Source organism: Kitasatospora sp. NPDC007106, from assembly GCF_040634455.1.
GTDB classification, from domain to species: domain Bacteria; phylum Actinomycetota; class Actinomycetes; order Streptomycetales; family Streptomycetaceae; genus Kitasatospora; species Kitasatospora arboriphila.
In genome coordinates, this window is the sequence record NZ_JBEYFP010000002.1 from 1 (window position 1) to 23678 (window position 23678).

Sequence of the window (23678 nt, forward strand, 5' to 3'; positions counted from 1 at the left end):
CGCGCCGCGTACCGCGCGGCCGGCCTGCCCGAGCCCGCCGAGGTGCGCTGGTACGACTCCCCGCTCGCCGCCGTCCGGGCCGCGCTCGCGCTGCGTGCCGAGGGCGCGGCCAGCGTCCGCGAGGAGGTCCGCACCTATCCCTGGGAGCAGGCCCGCGCCCGGGTGCACACCCGGCTCGGCGCCCCCGGCTGGGCCGAGCTGTGGGCGCTCACCGGCGGCGAACTGTGGACGCAGAACCAGGCCCTGGCCGGTCGGATCCGCGGCGCCGTCCTGGACGGGCTCGCCCCGGAGGCCGGTCCGGACGACGACACCGAGGTCCGCGGCCGGGCGCGGGCCGCCCGCGCGGCCGTCCGGGTCGCGCTGCTCGACGCCGTCCTCGGCCAGCACGACGCGCCCTGGCTGGCCGCCTTCGACGCCGCCGGCGAACTCGACGGGCCGGCGCTCGCCCCGCTCGCCGACGCCGCCCGGCAGACCGGCTGGTGGTGGCCGTACGAGCAGGTCGCGCTGATCGCCGAGCGGCCCACCGAACTGCACCGGGACGAGGCCGGCCGGCTCGACCGCGCCGACGGCCCGGCCCTCGCCTGGGCGGACGGCACCGCCCTGCACGCCTGGCGCGGCATGCCGGTACCGGCGGACTTCCTGGACGGCCTCGGCGGCCTCACCCCGGAGCGGATCCGCGCGGAGGAGAACGCCGAGCTGCGCCGGGTGATGCTGGAGCACTACGGCTACGACCGGTACCTCGCGGAGTCCGGCGCCGAGCCGCTGCACCGCGACGAGACCGGCGTGCTCTGGCGGATCGTCCTGCCGGACGACGAGCCGGTGGTGATGGTCGAGGTGGTCAACTCCACCGCGGAGCCGGACGGCAGCTTCCGCACCTACTGGCTGCGCGTGCCGCCGTCGACCCGCACCGCCCGGGCCGGCGTCGCCTGGACCTTCGGGGTGCCGGAGGAGGAGTACCGGCCGGAGCGCGAGACCTGACCGGTGGGCCGGGCGGTGCTTGTCAACCGTACGGCCGCCCGATTCCGACCCTCCCGCGAATGTGTGAATTGATAGGAATTCGCCGAAGGCCACCCACTGGTTCGCAGGTCAAGGCCCTTGATATACCTCGGATGCATAGGGCGGCGAGGTGTGTGAGCTCCCGTCGACATGCGACGAACCAGGTGGTGACGGCCAGTGAAGCTCCTCCGAGTCGGCCCCGCGGGCGCCGAGCGTCCCGCGGTCCTCGGCCCCGACGGCACCGCGTACGACCTCTCCGGGCGCACCCGCGACATCGACGGCGCCTTCCTCGCCGGCCTCGACCGGGCGGCCACCGCCGCACTGGCCGCTGAGGCGGCCTCCGGCGCGCTGCCCCGGATCGACCTCGACGGCCTGCGGATCGGCGCCCCCGTCGCCCGCCCCGGCAAGGTGGTCGGCATCGGCCTCAACTACCGCGACCACGCGGCCGAGGCCGGCGCCGCGATCCCCGCCGAACCGGTCGTCTTCCTCAAGCCCAGCAACACCGTGGTCGGGCCCAACGACACCGTGCTCATCCCGCGCGGCGCCGAGAAGACCGACTACGAGGCCGAACTCGCCGTGGTGATCGGCCGCACCGCCCGCTACCTGGAGAGCGACGCCGAGGCGGCGGCCGTCGTCGCGGGCTACACCACCGCCAACGACGTCACCGAACGCGCCTTCCAGCACGAGCGCGGCGGCCAGTGGGACAAGGGCAAGTCCGCCGAGACCTTCACCCCGCTCGGGCCCTGGCTGGTCACCGCCGACGAGGTCGGCGACCCGCAGCGGCTCCCGCTCAGGCTCTGGGTCAACGGCGCCCTCCGGCAGGACGGCAGCACCGCCGACATGATCTTCCCGGTGCTGGAGACCGTCCGCTACCTCAGCCGCTTCATGGTGCTGGAGCCCGGCGACGTCGTCGTCACCGGCACCCCGGCCGGCGTCACCCTCGGCCACCCCGGCGCGTCCTTCCTGCGCCCCGGCGACATCGTCGAACTCGAAGTCGGCGACCTCGGCCGCCAACGCCAACTCCTCGGCAGTGCGTAGGAGTTGTTTCCGGGGGCGCTCGGGAGATCGATTCAGGTGCCCCCGCGCGCCCCGGGGCCGGCCGTCCGTACGCCGTTCAAGAGGCGCCCTCAGGCCCTGCCCCGGTCCGGTGCGCCCGGCTGTGCCGGCAGGAGCGCCCGCAGCCGCGCCACCAGCGCGGCCGCGGGCCCGTCCGGAGGCTCCAGCGCCAGCACCCCGGCCAGCATCCGGGCCGCCTGCCGGTCGTGCGCCGCCGCCGCGGCGCTCATCGCGACGAACTCGTCCACCAGCCAGTCCCGCAGCGACTCCTTCGGGATCTGTCGGCCCTCGTCCAGCCAGCTGAGCGCCGACGCCTCCACCACGGAGATCCACGACCGCACCAGCAGGGTCATCCGCGGCCCAGGCGAGCGCACCCCCAGGTGCCGCAGCGTGCGCCTCAGCGCCACCCGCCGCACCTCGTCGACGATCGCCGAGGTCCGCGCCGTCTCCACCACCGAACCGCCGCGCAGCAGCGCGCCGTAGCCCGCCGCGTGCTCGGCCACGAAGTCGAAGTACGCGTCCAGCACGCTCGACAGCTGCTCGGTCGGCGAACCCCCGCCGTGCACCGTGAACCGGCGGCTCAGCTCCTCGGCGGCGCTGCGCAGCGCCGCCTCGTACAACTGCTGCTTGCCGCCGGCGAAGTAGCGGTAGACCAGGGGGCGGGAGGCGCCGGCGGCCTGCGCCACGTCGTCCAGGCCGACCTCCTCGGGCGGCCGCGAGCTGAACAGCTCCAACGCCACCGCGATCAGCTGCTCCCGGCGCTGCTCGACCGACAGCCGGCGGTACGCGGCGCGGCGCGGCCGCTCCTCCGTCGACGCGTCGTCGGGAGCGTCGGGAGCGGCGGGAGAACTCGCTGGTCTGGCTGCCATGGCCGCCAGCCTAGGGCTTCGGCCCGCCGCGGGGGAGCGCCCGCACCGCCCGTTTCCGCACCTCGCCGCACCGGAGCCGCACCGGAGCCGCACCGGGGCCGCGCCGGGGCCGCGGCCGTGCCCCGGCACCCTCGGCGCAGGCCCGCGCACACCCGGTGACCCGTTGCGCCGCGGCGTCCACCCCGGGCGGGCCGGACCCTCCGTCAATCGTGCGAGCCCGTACCGAAAGGGTCTTGAAATCGCCGAATGCTGCGACAGGATGGCCGAATGGTCCAAGAACCGATCACCCCCGCTGTCGACGGCCCCACCCCGCGCCGTATCGCCGACGCCTACGTCCACGCCCTCGCCGACCTCGACCCGCTGACCGCGGTGTACCTCGGCCTCAACCCGGACGACGACCGCATCACCGACCTCTCACCGGCCGGACGCGCGGCGCTCGCCGACCTCGCCCGCTCCACCCTCGCCGAACTCGACGCCGCCGAGGCCGCCGGCACCGCCGACGACGAGGCGGAGCGGCGCTGCGCCCGTCTGCTCCGCGAGCGCCTCACCGCCGAACTCGCCCTGCACGAAGCGGGCGAGGAGTACCGCGCGGTGCGCAACCTCGGCTCGCCGGTGCACGACGTGCGCGAGGTGTTCACCCTCATGCCGACCGGTACCGAGCAGGAGTGGGAGCTGATCGGCCGCCGTCTCGCCCGGGTGCCGGCCGCGCTCGACCAGTACCGCGCCACCCTCGCCGAGGGCGTCGAGCGCGGCCTGCTCTCCGGCCCCCGCCAGGTCACCACGGTGGTCGGCCAGATCGGCGAGTGGCTGGAGGGCGAGGTCCCCGGCGGCTGGTTCGGCGCGTTCGTGCAGGACGCCCCCGAGTCGCTGCGCGAGGGCCTGACCGCCACCGCCGTCGCCGCCTCGGACGCGCTCGCCGCCCTGCGCGACTGGCTGCGCGACGTCTACGGCCCGGCCGCCGCCGACGTCCCGGACACCGTCGGCCGCGAGCGCTACACCCGCTGGGTGCGCTACTGGACGGGCGCCGCCCTCGACCTCGACGAGGCGTACGCCTGGGCCTGGGAGCAGTTCCACGACCTGGACGCGCAGATGCGCGCCGAGGCCGAGAAGGTGCTGCCCGGTGCCACCCCGATGGAGGCGATGCACTGGCTGGAGACCGACGGCCCGGCGATCAAGGGCGAGGAGAACGCCCGCGACTACCTGCAGGGCCTGATGGACGGCGCCATCGCCGACCTCCAGGGCACCCACTTCGACCTCGCCGAGCCGCTGCTGAAGGTCGAGTCACGGCTCGCCCCGGTCGGCAGTGCCGCAGCGCCCTACTACACCCAGCCCTCGCTCGACTTCTCCCGTCCCGGCCGCACCTGGCTGCCCACCCTCGGCCGCGAGTCCTTCCCGGTCTGGGACCTCGTCTCGACCTGGTACCACGAGGGCGTCCCCGGCCACCACCTGCAGCTCGCGCAGTGGACGTACCTCGCCGACCGGCTCTCGACCTACCAGGTCACCCTCGGCAGCGTCAGCGCCAACCTGGAGGGCTGGGCGCTGTACGCGGAGCGCCTGATGGACGAGCTCGGCTACCTCACCGACCCCGGCCACCGGCTCGGCTACCTCAACGCGCAGATGATGCGGGTGCTGCGGGTCATCGTCGACATCGGCATGCACGCCGGCCTGGACTTCCCGGCGGACTCCCCGTTCAAGCCGGGCGAGGCGATGCTGCCCGACGACGCCCGGGAGTTCTTCGGCCGGTACTGCGGCCTGTCCGCCGAGTTCCTGGACAGCGAGCTGGTCCGCTACCTCGGCATGCCCGGCCAGGCCATCGGCTACAAGCTGGGCGAGCGCGCCTGGCTGACCGGTCGCGCCGCCGCCCGGTCCGCCGCCGAGGCCCGCGGCGAGGAGTTCGACCTCAAGGCCTGGCACATGGCCGCGCTGTCGCAGGGCTCGCTCGGCCTCGACGACCTGGTCGCGGAGCTGTCCGCGCTCTGACCGCCGCCGCCGGATCCCCGCGCCCGGGGGTCGCACCGGCCCGGCCCGCCGCCGCGGCGGGCCGGTGCGACCCGTGACCCGGCCGGGGGTCGGCCGGAGGACGGTGAGATGTTTAGGACTTTAGTCCTAATTCAGACATTTACTGACAAAAAACCTTGCCCCTCGCCATCCCGAGAGATTCCCTGGGAGGAGCGCTGCGTGCGCCCTTCCCACCATCCCCTCCGGAAGGCGGCCCACGGTGTCCCTCCAGCACGCACAGGACGAGCAGGCGGTCGACCCCCGTCGCTGGTGGGCCCTGGCAGTCATCGCCATCGCCCAGCTGATGATCGTCCTCGACGCGACGATCGTGAACATCGCCCTGCCCTCCGCCCAGAAGGACCTGGGCATATCCGACGGCAACCGGCAGTGGGTCATCACGGCCTACACCCTGGCCTTCGGCGGCCTGCTGCTCCTCGGCGGCCGGATCGGCGACCTCTTCGGCCGCAAACGCACCTTCCTGATCGGCCTGCTGGGCTTCGCGCTGGCCTCCGCCATCGGCGGATTCGCCACCGAACCCTGGATGCTGTTCGGTGCGCGTGCCCTGCAGGGCGCCTTCGGCGCGCTCCTCGCACCCTCCGCGCTGTCGCTGCTCTCCACGACCTTCACCGACGCGAAGGAACGCGCCACCGCCTTCGGCGTCTTCGGCGCACTCGCCGGCGGCGGCGCCGCGATCGGCCTGATCATGGGCGGCCTGCTCACCGAGTACCTGAACTGGCGCTGGTGCCTGTTCGTCAACATCCCGATCGCCATCGGCGCCGCCCTCGCCGCGTACGCCCTGCTGAAGCGCGACCACGTCGCCAAGGGCCACCGCGTCAGGCTGGACCTGCCCGGCGCCTTCCTCGGCTGCGGCGGCCTGCTGCTGATCGTGTTCGGCACCTCCGAGGCCGTCTCCCGCGGCTGGGTCGACTGGCTGGTGCTGACCTCGCTGTGCGTCGGTGTCGCGCTGCTCTTCGTTTTCGTCCTCTTCGAGCGCCGCACCGACCACCCGCTGCTGCCGCTGCACATCGTCTCCGACCGCAACCGCGGCGGCGGCGCCATCGCCGTCGGCCTCGCCGTGATCGGCATGTTCGGCCTGTTCCTCTTCCTCACCTACTACATGCAGGTGGTCAAGGGCTTCTCGCCGGTCATGGCGGGCGTCTCCTTCCTGCCGATGACCGCGGCCATCGTCATCAGCGCCACCGGCATCGCGGCCAACCTGATGACCCGGGTGCCCTCGCGGGCGCTCGTCGTCCCCGGCCTGCTGCTCGGCGCGGGCGGCATGGCCTGGCTGACCCAGATGAAGGTCGACAGCCCCTACGCGACCATGGTGCTGCCCGCCGAACTGCTGCTCGGCTTCGGCATGGGCCTGGTCTTCATGCCCTCGCTGAGCCTGGCCACCCTCGGCGTCGCGCCGAACGAGACCGGCGCCGCCTCGGCCATCATCAACAGCGCCCAGCAGGTCGGCGGTTCGATCGGCGTGGCGCTGCTCAACACCATCGCGGCCAGCGCCACCGCGACCTGGCTGGCCACCCGCAACGCGGCCGATCCGCTCGTCCTCAAACAGGGCCAGGTGCACGGCTACGCGATCGCCACCACCGTCGCCATGGGCATCCTGCTGGTCGCCGCGGTCATCGCCTTCCTGATGATCGACCACAAACCGGCGCCCGGCGAGGCCGGGAGCACCGCGGCCGAACCGGCCCAGGCCACCGCCCGCCCCGCCGCCGAACCGCGCTGAACCGCACCTCCCCGGCCCGGCGACACGCCGCCCCGGCCCTGGACTCCTCCGGGGCCGGGGCGGGATCGTGTACGGATCTCTCACCGCTTTCCCACCTTCGGATCACCCGCTTCACAGCCCGGCGGCCCAGAGTGGAGCCGACACCCCCGGCCAGGAGGAGTTCGCCGATGAGCAGCCCCCGCACGTCCCGCCCCCGGCTCCGGTCGCTGCTCGCCACCCCGGCGGCGGCCCTCGCCACGGCGGGACTGCTCGCCGCCGCCCACGTCCTCGGCAGCTCGCCCGCCACCGCCTCGCCCGCCGCCACCGCCGTCCTCGACGCCGCCCCCGTCCTCGGCACCACCGCCACCGCCCCCGCCGACCCGTCGGCCGCCCGGGTCGGCGCCCTGTTCAGCGGCACCGTCGGGCCGGGCCACCACTTCTGCTCCGCCAGCGTGCTGCAGAGCCCGACCCGCGACCTCGTCCTCACCGCGGCCCACTGCGTCGGCAGCACCGACGGCCTGAGCTTCGTCCCCGCGTACCGCGACGGCAGCACCCCGTACGGCAGCTGGAAGGTCACCGCGATCTACGCCCCCGACGCCTGGACGCAGGACCGCGACGAGGACGCCGACTACGCGATCCTCCGGGTCGCCCCGGCCTCCGACGGCCACCGGATCGAGGACGTCGTCGGCGGCAACGCCCTCGGGCTGGACGACACCTTCACCTCGCAGGTCCGCCTCTACGGCTACCCGGCCCGCACCGAGGCCCCGCTGCTGTGCACCGACACCACCACCCGGCAGTCCACCACCCAGCGCCGCATCGACTGCCCCGGCTACCCCGGCGGCACCAGCGGCGGGCCCTGGATCAGCACCCGCACCGGCGAGGTCGTCGGCGTCATCGGCGGCTACCAGGAGGGCGGCGACACCGACGACACCTCCTACAGCTCGTACTTCGACCACACCATGACCACCCTCTACCGCCAGGCCGTCACCGCGGCACCCTGACGCGGCGGCCGCGGCGTGCCGCACAGCCGGCAGCGCTGCGGCGGGACGGACGGCGGCTCCGCCTCCGGTGCGGGGGCGTCGTCCGCCGGCCTGGCGGGGGCCGCAGGGCCGGCGGGGTCGGCGGGGCCGGCGGTCCGCTCCGGCGGGCCCCCGCCCCGGGCGGGTGCCAGTTCGGCCCAGACGGTGCGCCGCCCGTCGGCCGCCTCGCCGACCGACCCCCAGCGCGCCGCCAGCGCGTCGACGATCCGCAGCCCCCGGCCGAAGTCGCCCGCGTCGACCGGCGGCCGGTGCGGGAGCGGGTGCGGCGGACCGTGCGGCGCGGGGCCGTCCGCCGTGCCGCCGTCGGTGACCGACACCCGGACCGTCCCGTGCCGGCGCCGGACCTCCACCCACAGCACGCCGCCCGCGCCGGACCGGCTGTGCACGACCGCGTTGGTCACCAGCTCGGACACGACCAGCGCCGCGTCCTCGGCCCCGGCCGACGGGCCGAGCGCCTCGCGGACCATCCGCCGCGCCGCGCGCACGGACTCGGGCACACCGGGGAACCGGGCGATCCACATCATGCTGCTGCACCCCTCCGACGGACACTCCGCAACCGGCCGACCACGCATCGTCAACCTCGAATGCGAGCTTGAAAGCTCGCGTACGGCGTTGTCAAGCTGATCCGAGGATCCGTGAGACGGGGGTTGACGTGGGCGAGTTGGGGCGACCGGCCTATCTGCGACTGGCCGACCTGCTGCGCTCGCGGATCCTCTCCGGCGAGCACCAGCCGGGTGGGCGGATGCCCAGCATCGCCGACCTCTGCCGCCAGCACGGACTCTCCGAACAGCCCGTCCGGCAGGCGCTCCGGGTGCTCAACGCCGAGGGCCTGACCGAGGGCCGCCCCGGCTCCGGCACCTACGTCCGCCGCCGTCCGGCGCCCGCCCGGATCCCCCGCGGGCGCTACGACGCGGCCGGCAGCCCCTTCGCCGGGGCGTCCCGCGACCCCGGACCCGGCGGCGTCCCGCACTGGACGCACGACTCCCAGAAGACCTGGGCCACCGGCGCACTCGCCCTGCGGCTGCGGATCGCCGAGGGCGACCCGATCATGCAGACCCAGTACGTCTTCCTCGCCGCCGACCGGCCCGCGCAGCTCTCCACCAGCTGGGAGCCGCTCGCACTGACCGGCGGCACCGCGGCCGCCCGGCCCGAGTACGGACCGCTGGCCGGGCTCGGTGTGGTCGAGCGGATGGCCCGGATCGGACTGACCGTCACCCGGGTCACCGAGGACGTCACCGCCCGCCCGGTGCTGGAGGCCGAGTCCGGCCCGCTGGACGTGGCGCTGGGCTCCACCGTGCTCTCGATCGAGCGCACCCACTGGGCCGGAAGCCTGCCCGTGGAGACCGCCGACATCGTCCTCGCGGCCGAGCGCAGCCGGCTGGTCTACGAGATCGGCGTGCCCGCCGAGATCACCCCGGAGAGTGACGTCCTCCGCTGATCCGGGGCATTCCCGCCTGCCTCACGCGCGCCGGGGGCGCGTTCCGGCTCGCGTGCGCCGGTTGCCCCGTACACTCCCGGCACCGGGACAACGGGAGGTGCCGCACACCGTGACCGCCGCCGACAGCGCGCCGGCCGCAGCCGAGCCCGAGGAGCGCCGGGCGGACTGGTTCGAGCTCTTCTTCGACCTGGTCTTCGTGGTGACCGTGGCGATCCTGGCCCGCGGCCTGCACGGCGACCCGGGCGGCGCCGAGTTCGGCAGGTTCCTGGTGCTCTTCTTCCCGGCCTGGTGGGCCTGGGTCAACCTGATGGCCACCGTCAACATCTCCGGCCGGGACATCGACCGCGCGCTCAGCCAGCCCATGCTGATCGCCGCCATGCCCGGCCTCGGCGTGATGGCCGCCGCCGCCCCCGAGGGCCTCGGCGGACACGCCTGGCTCTACGCCCTCGGCGCCGCCTGGGTGCGGGTGGTCTGCTTCCTGGTCTGGCTGCGTCCCGCCCTGCGCCGGGAGACCGCACTGCCGCTCTGGCGCCCGGTGACCTACTGCCTCGTCCCGGCCGCGTTGTGGACGGTCTCCGCCCTGCTCCCGGACGGCTGGCGGTTCGCCCTCTGGGGGATCGCCATCGCCCTGGAGATCGCCCTGCTCGCGATCCGCAGCGAGTACGGCACCGCGCTGTACGCCCAGCTGTCGATCGAGCACCTGGTCGAGCGGATCACCCTGTTCGTGGTGATCGTCCTCGGCGAGAGCGTCTTCACCGTCGTCGCGACCTTCGCCGACCACCTCACCGCCGCCTCCGGCGCCGCCGCCCTCGCCGCCTTCCTGCTGGTCGCCGAGCTCGCGGCGGTCTTCTTCGTCTGGGGCACGACCGTCGCGGCCCGCGGCCTCGGCCGCGCCCAGGCCGACCGGGCGCACCGGATCATCCGCGACACCGTGATGTACCTGCCGTACTTCCTGGTCGCCGCGATCACCCTGCTCGCCGCCGCCCTCGGCACCGCCGTCGCGGAACCCACCCACCACCTGCCGTCCGGCGCCGACTGGGCGCTCTGCGGCGGCGTGCTCGGCTTCTACACCACCAACGCGGCGATCGCCCTGCGCTACGGCGAGCCGACCCGGTCCATCCTCGGCTGGTACGTCCCCTGCCTCGTCCTCACGGCCGTCCTGCTCGTCCCCGGCGTCCTGCTGCTCCCCGCCTGGGCCGCCGTCCTCTGCGGCGCCGCCGAGGTCCTCGCCCTCACCCTCCTCGTCAAGCACCGCACCCACCGCACCCGCCCGGCCTGACCGCGCGCCGCGGCCCGCACCCGCAGGTGCCGCGTCAGCCGCCGGGCCGGTCGGCCTCCGGGCCGCGCTCGGCGAGCGCCTTGATCCCGGCGAGGGTGGCCCCGATGCCGGTGCGGAGTTCGTCGAGCCGGCGGGCGACCAGTTCCTCCTCCCGCTCCGGCATGCGCTCGATCCACGGGCTGACCCCGGAGCGGCCGGGCCCGATCCGCACGGACTGCCGGACGAGGGTGCCGTCCGCCTGCGGCGACAGCTCGAAGCGCCAGGTGGCCATCCGGTCCGCGAGGTCGTCCGCGGGGTCGCCGAACCGGCCGTCCGCGTCCAGGACGGCCCAGCCGAAGACCCGCTCGGCGTCGAACTCGACGATCTGCGAGACCGTCCGCCATTCGCCCGCCACGGGGTGCCGGTTGAAGCCCGCGAAGCGCGCACCCACCGCGGGTGCGACGGCGCCGCCGAGCCATTCGACCCGGTGCAGTTCGGGGCTGAGCCGGGCGGGCAGCCCGATGTCGGTCACCAGCTCCCAGACCCGCGGGGGCGCCGCCCCGACCAGGATCCCGCCCTGCGCCGTGGGCCCGTCCGCGTACCGCATGCCGTCTCCTCCGCCGTGCGAACCAGAGTGCGCGGCCCAGTCTCCCCGAGCGGCTGACGGACACTCAGCCCGGGGGCCGCCGTCCGGCGCGAAGCCCGCGGACACGACGAAGGCCCGGGTCCAGTGGACCCGGGCCTTCGTGACACCTGTGGTGAAGTGCCCCCGGTAGGATTCGAACCTACGCACCCGCCTCCGGAGGGCGGGAGGTGCTCACCCTGCGTGACCTGCGCAGATGCGGTACTGGTTGAGACCGACATATTGGTCCGCCGGTGACTCCTGCTGACCGTGGCGTACCGGTGGATCTGGCGCGGTCGTGGCACGGTCCGTACTTCGCTTCACCAGCGCCCTACTGCATCGCTGCTGATCGCCTGGGGGCAGAGTCGGCCTACCAGCCCGATCAGGATCGATGTGCTGTCCGCCAGATCCCATTATCCGGTGCGGCAGCCACTGGACAGGGGGGCCAGTGAAGCGCGACAGGCTAACTAACCCAAGATACTGACGCCGAGTCAGGCGCTCTGGCATGCTGCTGCCACGGTCAAGCTCGCCCGCCTGCGAGCTAGTCCGCACGCCACACGGAGCGAGGATACCCCTGTGACTGATTCGCCGAGCTTCACTGAACTCTATTTCGGGATGGCAGATAGCAAGAATGAGGCCCGAGATAATCCAGAGGCCTTCATTAAGAGCTTTATCGATCCCCAGGGTATCGTTCAGGATCTTCGCAATCGAAGGAAGTATTTGGTTCTCGGCCCCAAAGGTGCTGGAAAATCAGCAGTCGCCTGGTATATGGATTTGAGCAAGTCTGAAACCGAGCTGGTCAGCACCCGGGACATCAGTGAGCTTCCTATCGCGGATGTGGAGCGAATCAAGACGGGGGACAGTGCGGGGGTTGGAAGAAGCGTCACGGCCTGGAAGCTGATCATTCTCTGCGCTTTGCTGGACCTGGTCCTTAGTGATCAGTCGAGCCCGCTTCACCAGATTTCTGAGGTGCGGCGAGTGGAGAAGGAGTTGAGGAGGGAAGGGTTTATGGACCCGACCCCAATCAAGGCAGTCCTCGCAACCACCAAGAACACGTACAAAGTCCCCATCCCCCAGGTCGGGGAAATTTTTTCGCGCGAAAAGACCAGTACGGTCCATCTCTCGAATATCGTCCCATTTATCGAGAAGTGGATTCGCGAGAATCGCTCCGGGAATAGGCATACGCTAATCCTGGATGGAATCGATTCGATCTATCTCAATGATCCACAATACTTCACTTCTATCTCGGCTATGGTGCAAGCGGTCTATTCGATCAATCAAGGCCTGCGCGCTGCCGAATCGAGTGCTCACGTGGTCCTCCTGGCTCGAAATGACATTTTTTCCCGCCTTGCCTTGGCGGACGCGGGAAAGATGCGCGAGGACTTTGGTGCGGACCTGGACTGGCGAATCCTCTCAGGTCAGCCGCGCCAGGCGCCCTTGTTCACCTTGCTGAACAAGAAGGCCGGGTCGCTAATCGAAAGCCCTCCTGCCGACATTATTGAGAAGTACTTTCCGAAAGATGTTCAGCATGGAGGGCGGGGTGGAGGTGCTCCGCAGTGGACGCCGATTCACCAGTATCTTCTGAATCTGACGCGCCACACTCCCCGTGACTTGCTGAGGCTATTCGAGCACATCCGCAGAGTAGCCGAGGCGGGGACTCTTCCTATGGCTAGGGATGGGAAGGTCACCCAAGAGATCATCAGGGAGGGGGTGCTGCAGTACGCTTCCAAGTACTTTGTTAACGCCATTCAAAATGAGCTTGTTGGCCGCGACGGTGAGGATAACGACCTCATTCGCGAAAGTATGGCCACGCTTCGTCACCTCCCTAAGAGTTCTTTCACGCTCGATGAGTTTTCGTCGGAGTGTTTTGGCGGTGTAGACTCGGAGAGCAAGAAGAAGTCCGAAAAGGCGCTCACGTGGCTATTTTTTGCCGGAGCTCTTGGGAATCTTCGAGGGGGAGCAGAGACGTACATGCAGTTCTATCATCGGCGCGATGATACCGATGTCTACCTGAAGAGCAAGCTGGTGCTCCACAATGCCCTCGTGCACGCCTGGAACATTCCTCGATAGAGAACGATTGCGTTTGTAAGCGTGGCGATCCGGGGCTTCCCGCTTGCTTTCTTTGGGGTGGTGGAGTGGTTTTGGCCGGTGTCCTGTCCGGGCTGGGGTCGAGCATGATCGGGGGGCCGTAAGCTGTTGCGACTCGGTCAGGGCTCTTTGGGCCTGACCGCAATGTGGCCGAGTGGCCCCCCGTTCTTGCTCGACATGGGTCCCAGTCCGGGCAGGTGGGTAAAACCGCGGAGCCGCCCGCCCCGGCCCCGACGGGCCTGGTTCTGAGCCCTGCCTTCTGCGCCGTCCTCCGCCCGTGTGGGGGTGGAAGTTTGGACCTGTCCGTCTCTGCCCCGGCCTTAGCTCTTCGCCCCTTGTGGGCGCGCCGGCGACCGGCCGGCGCCGCCGCGCTTTGGCGCGGCACCCCGAACATTGTGAGGCTACGTCTAGTAGTTCAGGAGGCCGGGAATCTCGCCGGTGATCTCCGATCCCGCCGTGATGTGCCTTCCCCGTGGGCTTCGCCCGCCCTGCCCGCCGAGCGGAGCGAGGCGCCTTGATGAAGTAGCGAAACTCGTAACAACCCATCACTCCTCCCCGCTGACTGCCCGTCGGGGCTGGGGTGGGTGGCTACGCGTCGAAGTCGTACTCCAGCACGTATGAGGCCGCGTCGAGAGTCATCTCGTTGACCTCGACCGCTTGGCCCTCCTCGGCGAATGCCGTGCGGCAGACCAGGATTACCGGGGTGCCGGCGCCAAGTCCGAGCCTCGCGGTCTCGTCTGCGGTGGGCATCCGGGAGCGGATCTCCTCGCGGAAGTGCACGGGCTTCGCGCCGATCTCGGCCAGCCGGGCGTACGTCCCACCAGGGCCGGTGTCCTCCTCGGTGATGCGCGTCCCAGCGACCAGCTGCGCGGGCAGGTAAGAGGTCGAGAGCAGGACCGGCTTGCCGTCCAGCACGAAGCGACGGCTGCGGACGCAGGTAGCCTCGCCGGGCTCCACGCCGAGCACCGGGGCGACGTGCTCAGGCGCACCTTCCTCGGTGACGGCGACCTGGTCGACGACCAGCGTGCGGTTCTCGATGTCGGCCGACCAGATCGAGCGGCCCGATCCCCACTGCTCCTGGGCCAGGCGCTGGATGCCCCGTCGGCGGAGGGGCTTGAAATCCCGGACGAAGACACCGGCGCCCTTCCGGGCCTCGGCAATGCCCTCGCTCTGCAGAACGCCGAGTGCCTGGCGGGCCGTCATGCGGGCCACGCCATAGGTCTCCATCAGGTCGTTCTCGCCCGGCAGTCGATCGCCGGGCCGGTACTCGCCGGACTCGATCGCCGCCTTGAGCACATTGGCGATCCGCTGGTACTTGGGCTGCTTCTCGCTGTTGCCGCTGGCCATCGGCCCTCCTCCCTCTTCTCTAGACATCCTAGGGCTGACGTCTGCCCGCAGCGAGCTCCGACAAGCCGTTGGCATCTCTAGAGATGCTTGGTTCTCTAGAGATGTAGCACCAGCCGCCAAGCGCTCGGTGGGGGCGGTGTCCAAGCCGCCATGCACGTCACCGCCCCCTTCCTTCACTCGAACAGGGAGAGCGAGATGTTCAAGAAGTTCCGGGAGAACCGGGAGCACGACAGCGCGCTGATCCGGGAGTGGGTCAACACCCCGGGCTCCGGGCCGTACGAGACCCAGACCGCGGACGAGAGCCGACAGTCGCGGCCGGCGTCCGGCGAGATGAAGTCGCTGCTGTGGCGTGTGGCGATCGCGTCCGAGGAGCGCTCGGACCGCAAGAACGCGAAGAAGAACTGATCGTCAGTCCTTTGCCCCGGGGCGGTGTCCAAGCCGCCAAGCACGTCACCGCCCCGGGCTCCCTCGAAGGGGGTTCCATCATGCCCGCAACGCTCCTCTCCCCGCTGCCCTCCACCATCTCCGACTCGTGCCCGTCCTGCCTCGGCACGCTGCGGGTGGTCGACCTCGACGGCGCGTTGTCCGGCACCATCGGCCTGCCGGTGCCGTGCGACTGCGTGAGTCACCTGTACGGCCTGGGCGGTGCCTGCCCGTGCCACGTCCGGGTGTGGGACGAGAACGACGGCCACACCGGCTGGGTGCCGATCCCGCTCGCCGAGGCCACCGACGACAGCCCGTTCTTCCGCCCCTGCACCGCCCACGGCGCCCGACGGGCCGGAGTGCTGGCGGTGGCCGCATGAGCGCCCCGACCGTCGCCGCCGAGACCACGGTCGTCCTGGTGCTGGCCGAACCGCCGGCCACCGAGACGGGCCGCTGCCCGGAGTGCTTCGGCTGGGGCTTCACCTGGCTCCGCCAGCAGGACGCCGAGCCGGTCCCCGGGCCCGACTGCCACCCCTGCCACGGCACGGGGACCGCGTGGTGACCCACCGGCCCACCGCCGAGGCGGACCGGCTCGCGATCGCGGACCTGGCCCGCCTCGCCGCCCGGGGCGACCTGCCCAAGCTCCAGGACCAGATCCGCCGGACCGGCGGCTGCGCGAACCCGATTCACCTGACCGGCTTCCGCACCCTCACCCACGCCCCGACCGGCGCCGTGTGGCACCGGTACTCGACCCAGCACGAGCCCGGCCACCGGCTGAAGGTCGCGTGCGGGAACCGGCGGGCCTCCCGCTGCCCGTCCTGCGCCCGCACCTACTCCGCCGACACCTTCCACCTGATCCGAGCCGGCCTCGCCGGGGACCAGGACAAGGGCGTGCCAGTCGCGGTCCGTCAGCACCCTCGGGTGTTCGCCACCCTCACCGCGCCGTCCTTCGGCCCGGTCCACAACCGGCCCGAGCGGGGCGTCTGCCGCTGCGGCACCGTCCACCCCGACGGCTCGCCCGCCCTCGGTACCCCGCTCGATGCGGACCGGTACGACTACGTGCACGCGGTGCTGTGGAACAACCACGCCCCGGACCTGTGGCGGCGCTTCACGATCTACCTGTTCCGGGTCATGGCGAAGATGGCCGGGCTGTACCAGTACGAGTTCAAGGAGCAGGCGAAGCTGTCGTTCGGGAAGGTCGCCGAGTTCCAGCACCGCGGCGCCGTCCACTTTCACGCCGTGATCCGCATCGACGGCCCAAGGGACCCGGCACACCCCCGCCCGACTGGGCGACCGTGGCCCTGCTGGACGCCGCGATCCGCGCCGCCGCCGCCCGCGCCGCCGTGCCCGTGGCGGCCGCCGGAGATCTCCCGGCTCGCATCCTGCGCTGGGGCGAGCAGGTGGACGTCTGTCCGATCGGCGCCTTCGGCTCCGGCGAGATCTCCGAACAGGCCGTCGCCTCCTACGTCGCCAAGTCCGCCGAGACGACCGAGACTGTCGACCGGCGCATCCTGGAGCGCCACGAACTCGACCGGCACCAACTGCCCGCCCACACCCGGCGCCTGATCGAGACCTGCTGGGACCTGGACGGCCTGTACCCGGACCGGCTGCTGGCGCACTGGTCGCACATGCTCGGCTTCCGCGGCCACTTCTCCAGCAAGTCCCCGACCTACTCGACCACCCTCGGCGCGCTCCGCCAGGTCCGCGCCGACTACCGCGCCGCCGAAGCCCACCGGGGCCTGCGCGAGCGGCTCCTCGCCGCCGGCCTGCCCGACCTCGACGACCTGGCCGACGCCGAAACCCTCGTCCTCGCGAACTGGAGCTTTGCCGGAGCAGGCAACTCGCCCGGCGAATCGATGCTCGCCGCCGCCATCGCCCGCGAGCTGCATGCACGCCGCACCACCGACCGCCAGGAACTCATGACCCAACTCGCCAATGAGGAGGACAACAGCACATGGACCGCCTGCTGACCGTGGAGGAGGTTGCCAAGCTGCTCGGCACCTGGGAGACCAGCAAGGAGCGCTTCCCGCGCCGCCTGATCGCCGAACGCCGGATCGCCTTCGTGAAGGTCGGACGCCACGTCCGCATCAAGGAGAGCGTCCTCGCCGACTACATCGCGGCCAACACCGTCCGGGCCGTCGCCCGGCCGCGCCGCCTGCGGGTGGTGGCCTGATGGCGAACACGAAGGGCAACCGTCGGCGCTTCGGCTCGGTCCGCCAGCTCCCCTCCGGCCGTTGGCAGGCCCGCTACCGGCACCCGGTGACCGGCCAGCTCCGCTCGGCCGAGCAGACCTACCCGACCAAGACGGACGCCGAGCTGGCCCTGACGCTGCTCGAAGCCGACATGGCGCGGGGCCAGCTCAAAGACCCGGACGCGGGGCAGGTGAACTTCGGCGACTACGCGGACACCTGGCTCCGGGAGCGGGGTCTCGCTGATCGGACGCTGGAGAGGTACGAGGGCGTCCTCCGCCTCTACATCAAGCCGACCTTCGGGGCCGGGACGGTCGCAGCCATCACGACGGCCGGTGTCCGGTCGTGGCGCTCCGCGATGCTCGAAGCCGAGGTGGGCGCCGCGACCGTCGCCAAGTCGTACCGGGTGCTGCGGGCCATCCTGAACACGGCCGCGGACGAGGACGGCCTGATCGAGCGGAACCCGTGCCGGATCAAGGGCGCAGACAAGGAGGTCTCCGCCGAGCGTCCCGTGCTCACCATCGCGGAGGTCTACGCGATCGCCGACTCGATCGAGCCGCGCTACCGGGCACTCGTGCTGATGGCGGCCTTCTCCACGCTCCGCTTCGGGGAGTTCGCCGCACTCCGTCGGCGGGACGTGGACCTGGACAAGGGCATCGTCCGGGTCCGGCGGGCTCAGGCCGAACTCCAGACCGGCCAGCTCAAGGTCAAGCGGCCCAAGAGCGACGCGGGCGTGCGGCCGGTGGCCTTCCCCTCCTCGATCGTCGCCGAGCTGGCGGAGCACCTGCGCTGGTTCGGCGAGGACGGGGCTGCGGGGCGGGTCTTCGTCGGCCCTCGGGGCGGCCTGCTGCGGAGGAGCAATTTCCACAGCGTGTGGACAACTGCGCTGGCCGACTCCGAGGTGGACTGGAGCCGGGCCCTCGGCGAGACCGAGGCGGACAGCATCCGCTTCCACGATCTCCGCCACACCGGCAACAACCTGGCCGCCGATACCGGGGCCAGTACCCGGGAGCTGATGCACCGCATGGGGCACTCGACCATGGACGCCGCCCTGCGCTACCAGCACATGCGGGGCGAGCGGGACCTCCTGATCGCCCGCGGGAGGGACTCCGCGATCAAGAAGGCCCGGGGGAGGGGCCGCCGGCGGGTTCCTGAGTCGAGGGAGCCGGACGCATCTGGCACGTGAGTGGCACGGGCGGATTCCTGCCCTGGAAACGACGAAGGCCCGGCCTGGCGGTGTGATCCGCTGGGCTGGGCCTTTGCTGCACTTGCTGTGAAGTGCCCCCGGTAGGATTCGAACCTACGCACCCGCCTCCGGAGGGCGGTGCTCTATCCCCTGAGCTACGGGGGCCTTTCGGCCGTCGCTTGCTGCGACGTGGAGAACACTACCAGGCCCGACGGGTGATCCGTGCACGGGTTTCGCGGGGCGGCGCGGCCGCGGCCCGGAGGGCGGAAGTGGGGAAAGGCCGGACGCGGGGGTGGGCGCGCGGCTACCCTCGGTGATGTGCCGGGAACGTCCGGGCGGGTCCTCGTGGTGGACGACAGCGAGGTGATCCGCCAGCTGATCAGAGTGAACCTCGAGCTCGAGGGCTTCGAGGTGGTCACCGCTGCCGACGGCGCCGAGTGCCTGGAGGTCGTCCGCCGGGTGCGCCCCGACGTGGTCACGCTGGACGTGGTGATGCCGCGGCTCGACGGCCTGAAGACCGCCGCCCGGCTGCGCGCCTCCGCCGAGACCCGGGCGCTGCCCATCGCGATCGTCAGCGCCTGCACGCCGGCCGATCTCGACCGCGGGGAGTCGGTGGGCGTGGACGGCTACCTCGCGAAGCCCTTCGACCCGGCGGACCTGGTCGCCCTGGTGCGCCGGCTGCTGCGGCAGGACCCGGCGGCGGGGGACGGCGGGGGCGGCCCGTCCGGATACGCCTTCGGCGGCGGCGGCGAGCGCCCGGAGCCCTCCGTCGCATTCCGCTCTCGGCGAACAGATCGCCCTTGACGGTCCCGCTCCCTGGTGCAACGCGTCTCAACGGGTAAACCGGGTGGCGGACGGACACCCCGTCTCGCCTACGCTTGGCGTCGTGACACCCGCAGAGCTTTCCCAGGCAGTCCAGGCCGCAGTGAGCGCCGCCGTCGAGGCGGGCGAGCTGGCCGTCGCCGTGCCCGAGCACGTGACGGTCGAGCGGCCCAAGAACAGGGACCACGGTGACTACGCCACCAACGTGGCCCTCCAGCTCGCGAAGCCGGCAGGCATGCCGCCGCGCGCCGTCGCGGACCTGCTGGCCGCCCGCCTGCGAGAGACCACCGGCGTCGCGAAGGTCGACATCGCCGGTCCGGGCTTCCTGAACATCACCCTCGACGCCGCCACCCAGGGCCTGCTGGCCCGCACGGTGGTCGAGGCCGGCCAGGCGTACGGCCGGAACGAGGCCCTCAAGGGCCTGACGATCAACCTGGAGTTCGTGTCGGCCAACCCGACCGGCCCGATCCACATCGGCGGCGTCCGCTGGGCGGCCGTCGGCGACTCGCTGGCCCGCGTGCTGCGCGCCACCGGTGCCGACGTCACCACCGAGTACTACCTCAACGACGCCGGCGTGCAGATCACCAAGTTCGCGCGGTCGCTGCAGGCCGTCGCCAACGGCAAGCCCGTCCCCGAGGACGGCTACGTCGGCGAGTACATCGCCGACATCGCCAAGGCGATCACCGACGGCGTGCCGGGCGTGCTCGACCTGCCCGAGGACGAGCAGCTCCGGGTCTTCCGGGCCGAGGGCCTCACGCTGATGGTCGCCGAGATCAAGCGGTCGATGGAAGAGTTCGGGGTGCACTTCGACACCTGGTTCTCGGAGAAGTCGCTGCACGACTCGGGCGCCGTCGAGCAGGCCATCGACCGGCTGCGCGAGCAGGGCCACGTCTTCGACCGGGACGGCGCCATCTGGCTGCGCACCACGGACTTCGGCGACGACAAGGACCGCGTCCTGATCAAGGCCGACGGCGAGACCACCTACTTCGCCGCCGACGCCGCCTACTACCTGAGCAAGCGGGACCGCGGTTCCGAGGTCTCCGTCTACATGCTCGGCGCCGACCACCACGGCTACGTCAACCGGCTCAAGGCCATCGCGGCCTGCGCCGGCGACGACATGGACCGCAACATCGAGGTCCGCATCGGCCAGTTCGTGAAGATGCTGCGCGACGGCCAGGAGGTCCGCCTCTCCAAGCGCGCCGGCAACATCATCACCATCGACGACGTCGTCGACTGGATCGGCGTGGACGCGGCGCGGTACATGCTGGCGCGTTCCTCCACCGACTCCACCATCACCATCGACATCGACCTGGTCACCAGCCAGTCGAACGAGAACCCGGTCTTCTACGTGCAGTACGCGCACACCCGGATGTGCGGCGTCGCGCGCAAGGCCGCCGAGCTCGGCGTCGACAAGGGTGCGGCCGAGGACTTCAAGCCGGAGCTGCTCTCCACCCAGTGGGAGAACGACATGCTCGGCGCGCTGGGCGAGTTCCCGCGCGTCATCGCCACGGCCGGCGAGCTGCGCGAGCCCCACCGGGTCGCGCGCTACCTGGAGGACCTCGCGGGCAAATACCACCGCCTGTACGAGAACTGCATGTTCCTGCCGAAGGGCGACGAGGAGCTCACGGACACGCACCGTGCGCGCCTCTGGCTGGTCGAGGCGACGCGAACGGTGCTCGCCAACGGCCTGACGCTGCTCGGCGTCTCCGCCCCCGAGCGGATGTAAGCACGACCCCCATGCGCACGACGGGGGCGGCGGACGGTCGAAGGAGACCGTGCGCCGCCCCTCGCCATAAGCCAAGGAAGTAGCCACAGATGAGCCGCTCCGCCCACCCCGCAGGCCCCCGCCACGGCGACGTGCTGCCCGAGGGCCACTACCTCGCCCCGCCGAGCGACCTGAACGCGCTCGACCCGAAGGTGTGGTCGAAGACCGTCACCCGCGACGGGAACGGCGTGGTGACCGTCGGCGGCCTCGACGTGAAGGCGCTGGCGGCCGAGTTCGGCACCCCCGCCTACCTGATGGACGAGGCGGACTTCCGGGCCCGGGCCCGCGCCTGGCGGGACGCGTTCGGCACGGACGCGGACGTCTACTACGCCGGCAAGGCGTTCCTCTCCAAGGCGGTCGTCCGCTGGCTGCACGAGGAGGGCCTCAACCTCGACGTGTGCAGCGGCGGCGAACTGGCCGTGGCGCTGGCCGCCGGCATGCCGGGGGAGCGCCTGGCGCTGCACGGCAACAACAAGTCGGTGCACGAGCTGGAGCAGGCGGTGAAGGCCGGGGTCGGCCACGTCGTCGTCGACTCCTACGAGGAGATCGAGCGGCTGGCGGCGGTCGCCGAGCGGCAGGGCGTCCGCCAGAAGGTGCTGATCCGGATCACGGTCGGCGTCGAGGCGCACACCCACGAGTTCATCGCCACCGCGCACGAGGACCAGAAGTTCGGGCTGTCGCTGAACGGCGGCGCCGCGGCCGAGGCCGTCCGCCGGGTGCTCGCCCACCCGGCGGCCCTGGAGCTGCGCGGCATCCACTCGCACATCGGCTCGCAGATCTTCGACACCGCGGGCTTCGAGGTGGCGGCCCGCCGGGTGGTCGGCCTGCTGGCGCAGATCCGCGACGAGCACGGCATCGAGCTGCCGGAGATCGACCTCGGCGGCGGCCTCGGCATCGCGTACACCAGCGAGGACGACCCGCGGGAGCCCGCCGAGATCGCCGCCTCGCTGGCGGAGATCGTCCGCCGCGAGTGCTCCGCCGCCGACCTGGCCGCACCGCGGCTCTCGGTGGAGCCGGGCCGCGCGATCGTCGGCCCGACCGCCTTCACCCTGTACGAGGTCGGCACGGTGAAGCCGCTGGACGGCCTGCGCACCTACGTCAGCGTGGACGGCGGCATGTCGGACAACATCCGCACCGCGCTGTACGACGCCGAGTACTCCGTCGCCCTGGTCTCCCGCACCAGCGACGCCGAGCCGATGCTGGTCCGCGTGGTGGGCAAGCACTGCGAGTCCGGCGACATCGTGGTCCGCGACGCCTTCCTGCCGGCCGACCTGGCCGCCGGGGACCTGATCGCGGTGCCGGCCACCGGCGCGTACTGCCGGTCGATGGCCAGCAATTACAACCACGCCCTCAAGCCTCCCGTGGTCGCCGTCCAGGACGGTGCGGCCCGGGTGATCGTCAGGCGCGAGACGGAGGAGGATCTCCTGCGTCTGGATATCGGCTGACGAAATCCTTGTCTCAGATCATGGACCGGCCGTAGATCCGTGCGGAAAGTCCCGGAGACTGGTAGAGACCGAATACCGTCGGGCACGGGGAATTGCCCGGCGGAGACCGAGAATGCAGAGCGGAGTCGGATGATGCGTACGCGCCCGCTGAAGGTGGCGTTGCTGGGCTGTGGTGTGGTGGGCTCCGAGGTGGCGCGCATCATGACGACGACGGCCGACGACCTCGCCGCGCGGATCGGCGCTCCGGTCGAACTCGCCGGGATCGCCGTGCGCCGGGCCGGCCGCCCGCGCCCCGGGGTGCCCGAGCACCTGATCACCACCGACGCGGAGGCCCTGGTCAACCGCGGCGACATCGACGTGGTGGTCGAGGTGGTCGGCGGCATCGAGCCGTCCAAACAGCACATCCTCTCGGCGTTCGCCAACGGCGCCTCGGTGGTCTCCGCCAACAAGGCGCTGCTCGCCCAGGACGGCGCCGAACTGCACGAGAAGGCCGCCGCGGCCGGTGTCGACCTGTACTACGAGGCCGCGGTGGCCGGTGCGATCCCGCTGATCCGCCCGCTGCGCGAGTCGCTGGCCGGCGACAAGGTCAACCGGGTGCTGGGCATCGTCAACGGCACCACCAACTTCATCCTCGACAAGATGGACACCACCGGCGCCGGGTACTCCGAGGCGCTGGAGGAGGCCACCGCGCTGGGCTACGCGGAGGCGGACCCGACCGCCGACGTCGAGGGCTTCGACGCCGCCGCCAAGGCCGCGATCCTGGCCGGCATCGCCTTCCACACCCGGGTGACCGCCGCCGAGGTCTACCGCGAGGGCATCACCGAGGTGACCGCCGCGGACATCGCCTCGGCGAAGCAGATGGGTTGCGTGGTCAAGCTGCTGGCGATCTGCGAGCGTGCCGCGGACGGCGAGTCGGTGACCGCCCGGGTCCACCCCGCGATGATCCCGCTGACGCACCCGCTGGCCTCCGTCCGCGAGGCGTACAACGCGGTGTTCGTGGAGTCCGAGGCGGCCGGCCGGCTGATGTTCTACGGCCCGGGTGCCGGCGGCTCGCCGACCGCCTCCGCCGTCCTCGGCGACCTGGTCGCCGTCTGCCGCAACAAGCTGGCCGGCGCCACCGGTCCGGGCGACTCGGTGTACACCAAGCTGCCGGCCAAGCCGATGGACGAGGTCGTCACCCGCTACCACGTCAGCCTGGACGTCGACGACCGCGCGGGCGTGCTCGCCCAGGTCGCGTCCGTCTTCGCCGAGCACGGGGTCTCCATCGACACCGTGCGCCAGCAGGGCCGCGACGGCGACGCCTCGCTCGTCGTGGTCACCCACCGCGCCACCGACGCCGCGCTGTCGGCGACGGTCGACAAGCTCCGCGCGCTGGACAGCGTGCGCGACGTGGCCAGCATCATGCGGGTCGAAGGGGAGTAA

General features: G+C 71.7%; 21 protein-coding genes, 1 tRNA gene and 1 pseudogene. 18 read left to right on the top strand and 5 right to left on the bottom strand.

All coding sequences use genetic code 11. The features are described 5' to 3' along the window. On the top strand, nt 1–978 hold a 978-nt coding region (locus ABZ641_RS00270), incomplete at its 5' end, for a DUF6745 domain-containing protein (protein WP_359978038.1). A 195-nt stretch (nt 979–1173) separates the two neighbouring features. Next, nucleotides 1174–2034, top strand: coding sequence for a fumarylacetoacetate hydrolase family protein (locus ABZ641_RS00275; RefSeq protein ID WP_344625883.1), 861 nt, complete (start codon nt 1174–1176; stop codon nt 2032–2034). An 89-nt stretch (nt 2035–2123) separates the two neighbouring features. On the opposite strand, the gene ABZ641_RS00280 is transcribed toward ABZ641_RS00275, so the two are convergent. Continuing rightward, complete coding sequence (locus ABZ641_RS00280; RefSeq protein WP_359978040.1) at nt 2124–2921, bottom strand: TetR/AcrR family transcriptional regulator; 798 nt, start codon at nt 2919–2921, stop codon at nt 2124–2126. Nucleotides 2922–3188: 267 nt separating this feature from the next. Between ABZ641_RS00280 and ABZ641_RS00285 the strand changes: the two genes are divergently transcribed. From ABZ641_RS00285 to ABZ641_RS00295, 3 genes are all read left to right on the top strand, one after another. Beyond that, nucleotides 3189–4901 carry a DUF885 domain-containing protein gene (locus ABZ641_RS00285; protein WP_359978042.1) on the top strand — a complete coding sequence of 571 codons (1713 nt, stop codon included), beginning with the start codon at nt 3189–3191 and terminating at the stop codon, nt 4899–4901. Nucleotides 4902–5139: 238 nt separating this feature from the next. Further along, nucleotides 5140–6654, top strand: a complete 1515-nt coding sequence (locus tag ABZ641_RS00290; protein ID WP_344625886.1) for an MFS transporter — start codon at nt 5140–5142, stop codon at nt 6652–6654. 167 nt (nt 6655–6821) lie between these two features. Further along, complete coding sequence (locus ABZ641_RS00295) at nt 6822–7634, top strand: serine protease (RefSeq protein WP_359978044.1); 813 nt, start codon at nt 6822–6824, stop codon at nt 7632–7634. Here ABZ641_RS00295 and ABZ641_RS00300 read toward each other — a convergent pair. Further along, complete coding sequence (locus ABZ641_RS00300; protein WP_359978045.1) at nt 7604–8197, bottom strand: ATP-binding protein; 594 nt, start codon at nt 8195–8197, stop codon at nt 7604–7606. The genes ABZ641_RS00295 and ABZ641_RS00300 overlap by 31 nt on opposite strands. Before the next feature lie 128 nt (nt 8198–8325). Between ABZ641_RS00300 and ABZ641_RS00305 the strand changes: the two genes are divergently transcribed. Further along, nucleotides 8326–9111, top strand: coding sequence for a GntR family transcriptional regulator (locus ABZ641_RS00305; RefSeq protein WP_344625889.1), 786 nt, complete (start codon nt 8326–8328; stop codon nt 9109–9111). A gap of 109 nt (nt 9112–9220) precedes the next feature. Next, on the top strand, nt 9221–10390 hold the full coding sequence (locus ABZ641_RS00310) for a low temperature requirement protein A (protein WP_359978047.1): 1170 nt from the start codon (nt 9221–9223) through the stop codon (nt 10388–10390). A gap of 34 nt (nt 10391–10424) precedes the next feature. Here ABZ641_RS00310 and ABZ641_RS00315 read toward each other — a convergent pair whose 3' ends face one another. After that, nucleotides 10425–10976 carry an SRPBCC family protein gene (locus ABZ641_RS00315; RefSeq protein ID WP_344625891.1) on the bottom strand — a complete coding sequence of 184 codons (552 nt, stop codon included), beginning with the start codon at nt 10974–10976 and terminating at the stop codon, nt 10425–10427. A 591-nt stretch (nt 10977–11567) separates the two neighbouring features. Between ABZ641_RS00315 and ABZ641_RS00320 the strand changes: the two genes are divergently transcribed. Beyond that, nucleotides 11568–13061, top strand: a complete 1494-nt coding sequence (locus ABZ641_RS00320) for a hypothetical protein (RefSeq protein ID WP_359978049.1) — start codon at nt 11568–11570, stop codon at nt 13059–13061. A 606-nt stretch (nt 13062–13667) separates the two neighbouring features. Here the strand turns inward: ABZ641_RS00320 and ABZ641_RS00325 are convergent. After that, complete coding sequence (locus ABZ641_RS00325) at nt 13668–14426, bottom strand: GntR family transcriptional regulator (RefSeq protein ID WP_359978051.1); 759 nt, start codon at nt 14424–14426, stop codon at nt 13668–13670. 195 nt (nt 14427–14621) lie between these two features. On the opposite strand from ABZ641_RS00325, the gene ABZ641_RS00330 reads away from it, so the two are divergent. The 6 genes and pseudogenes from ABZ641_RS00330 (at nt 14622) to ABZ641_RS00355 (ending at nt 18224) form a co-directional block, all read left to right on the top strand. After that, nucleotides 14622–14831, top strand: coding sequence for a hypothetical protein (locus tag ABZ641_RS00330; protein WP_359978053.1), 210 nt, complete (start codon nt 14622–14624; stop codon nt 14829–14831). Between the two features lie 80 nt (nt 14832–14911). Next, nucleotides 14912–15229, top strand: a complete 318-nt coding sequence (locus tag ABZ641_RS00335) for a hypothetical protein (RefSeq protein ID WP_359978055.1) — start codon at nt 14912–14914, stop codon at nt 15227–15229. Beyond that, nucleotides 15226–15411 (top strand): hypothetical protein, encoded by a 186-nt coding sequence (locus tag ABZ641_RS00340; RefSeq protein ID WP_359978057.1) that lies wholly within the window; start codon nt 15226–15228, stop codon nt 15409–15411. Before ABZ641_RS00335 ends, ABZ641_RS00340 begins: the two co-directional genes overlap by 4 nt. Nucleotides 15412–15446: 35 nt before the next feature. Continuing rightward, nucleotides 15447–16819: pseudogene (locus ABZ641_RS00345) on the top strand (replication initiator). Continuing rightward, nucleotides 16804–17022 carry an excisionase family DNA-binding protein gene (locus ABZ641_RS00350; RefSeq protein ID WP_359978059.1) on the top strand — a complete coding sequence of 73 codons (219 nt, stop codon included), beginning with the start codon at nt 16804–16806 and terminating at the stop codon, nt 17020–17022. The pseudogene ABZ641_RS00345 and the gene ABZ641_RS00350 overlap by 16 nt, the downstream one beginning before the upstream one ends. After that, nucleotides 17022–18224: a site-specific integrase gene (locus ABZ641_RS00355; RefSeq protein WP_359978061.1), complete on the top strand. Its 1203-nt coding sequence runs from the start codon at nt 17022–17024 to the stop codon at nt 18222–18224. Before ABZ641_RS00350 ends, ABZ641_RS00355 begins: the two co-directional genes overlap by 1 nt. A 93-nt stretch (nt 18225–18317) precedes the next feature. On the opposite strand, the gene ABZ641_RS00360 is transcribed toward ABZ641_RS00355, so the two are convergent. Then, a tRNA-Arg gene (locus ABZ641_RS00360) sits at nt 18318–18389 on the bottom strand. A gap of 153 nt (nt 18390–18542) precedes the next feature. Here ABZ641_RS00360 and ABZ641_RS00365 point away from each other — a divergent pair. From ABZ641_RS00365 to ABZ641_RS00380, 4 genes are all read left to right on the top strand, one after another. Beyond that, a complete protein-coding gene (locus tag ABZ641_RS00365; protein WP_359978063.1) occupies nt 18543–19028 on the top strand; it encodes a response regulator in 486 nt (161 codons plus the stop codon). Between the two features lie 82 nt (nt 19029–19110). After that, the gene (argS, locus tag ABZ641_RS00370; protein ID WP_344625893.1) at nt 19111–20772 is read left to right on the top strand and encodes an arginine--tRNA ligase; all 1662 of its coding nucleotides are present in this window, start codon (nt 19111–19113) and stop codon (nt 20770–20772) included. A gap of 89 nt (nt 20773–20861) precedes the next feature. After that, nucleotides 20862–22256, top strand: a complete 1395-nt coding sequence (gene lysA / locus ABZ641_RS00375) for a diaminopimelate decarboxylase (RefSeq protein ID WP_344625894.1) — start codon at nt 20862–20864, stop codon at nt 22254–22256. Between the two features lie 129 nt (nt 22257–22385). After that, nucleotides 22386–23678 carry a homoserine dehydrogenase gene (locus ABZ641_RS00380; RefSeq protein WP_344625895.1) on the top strand — a complete coding sequence of 431 codons (1293 nt, stop codon included), beginning with the start codon at nt 22386–22388 and terminating at the stop codon, nt 23676–23678.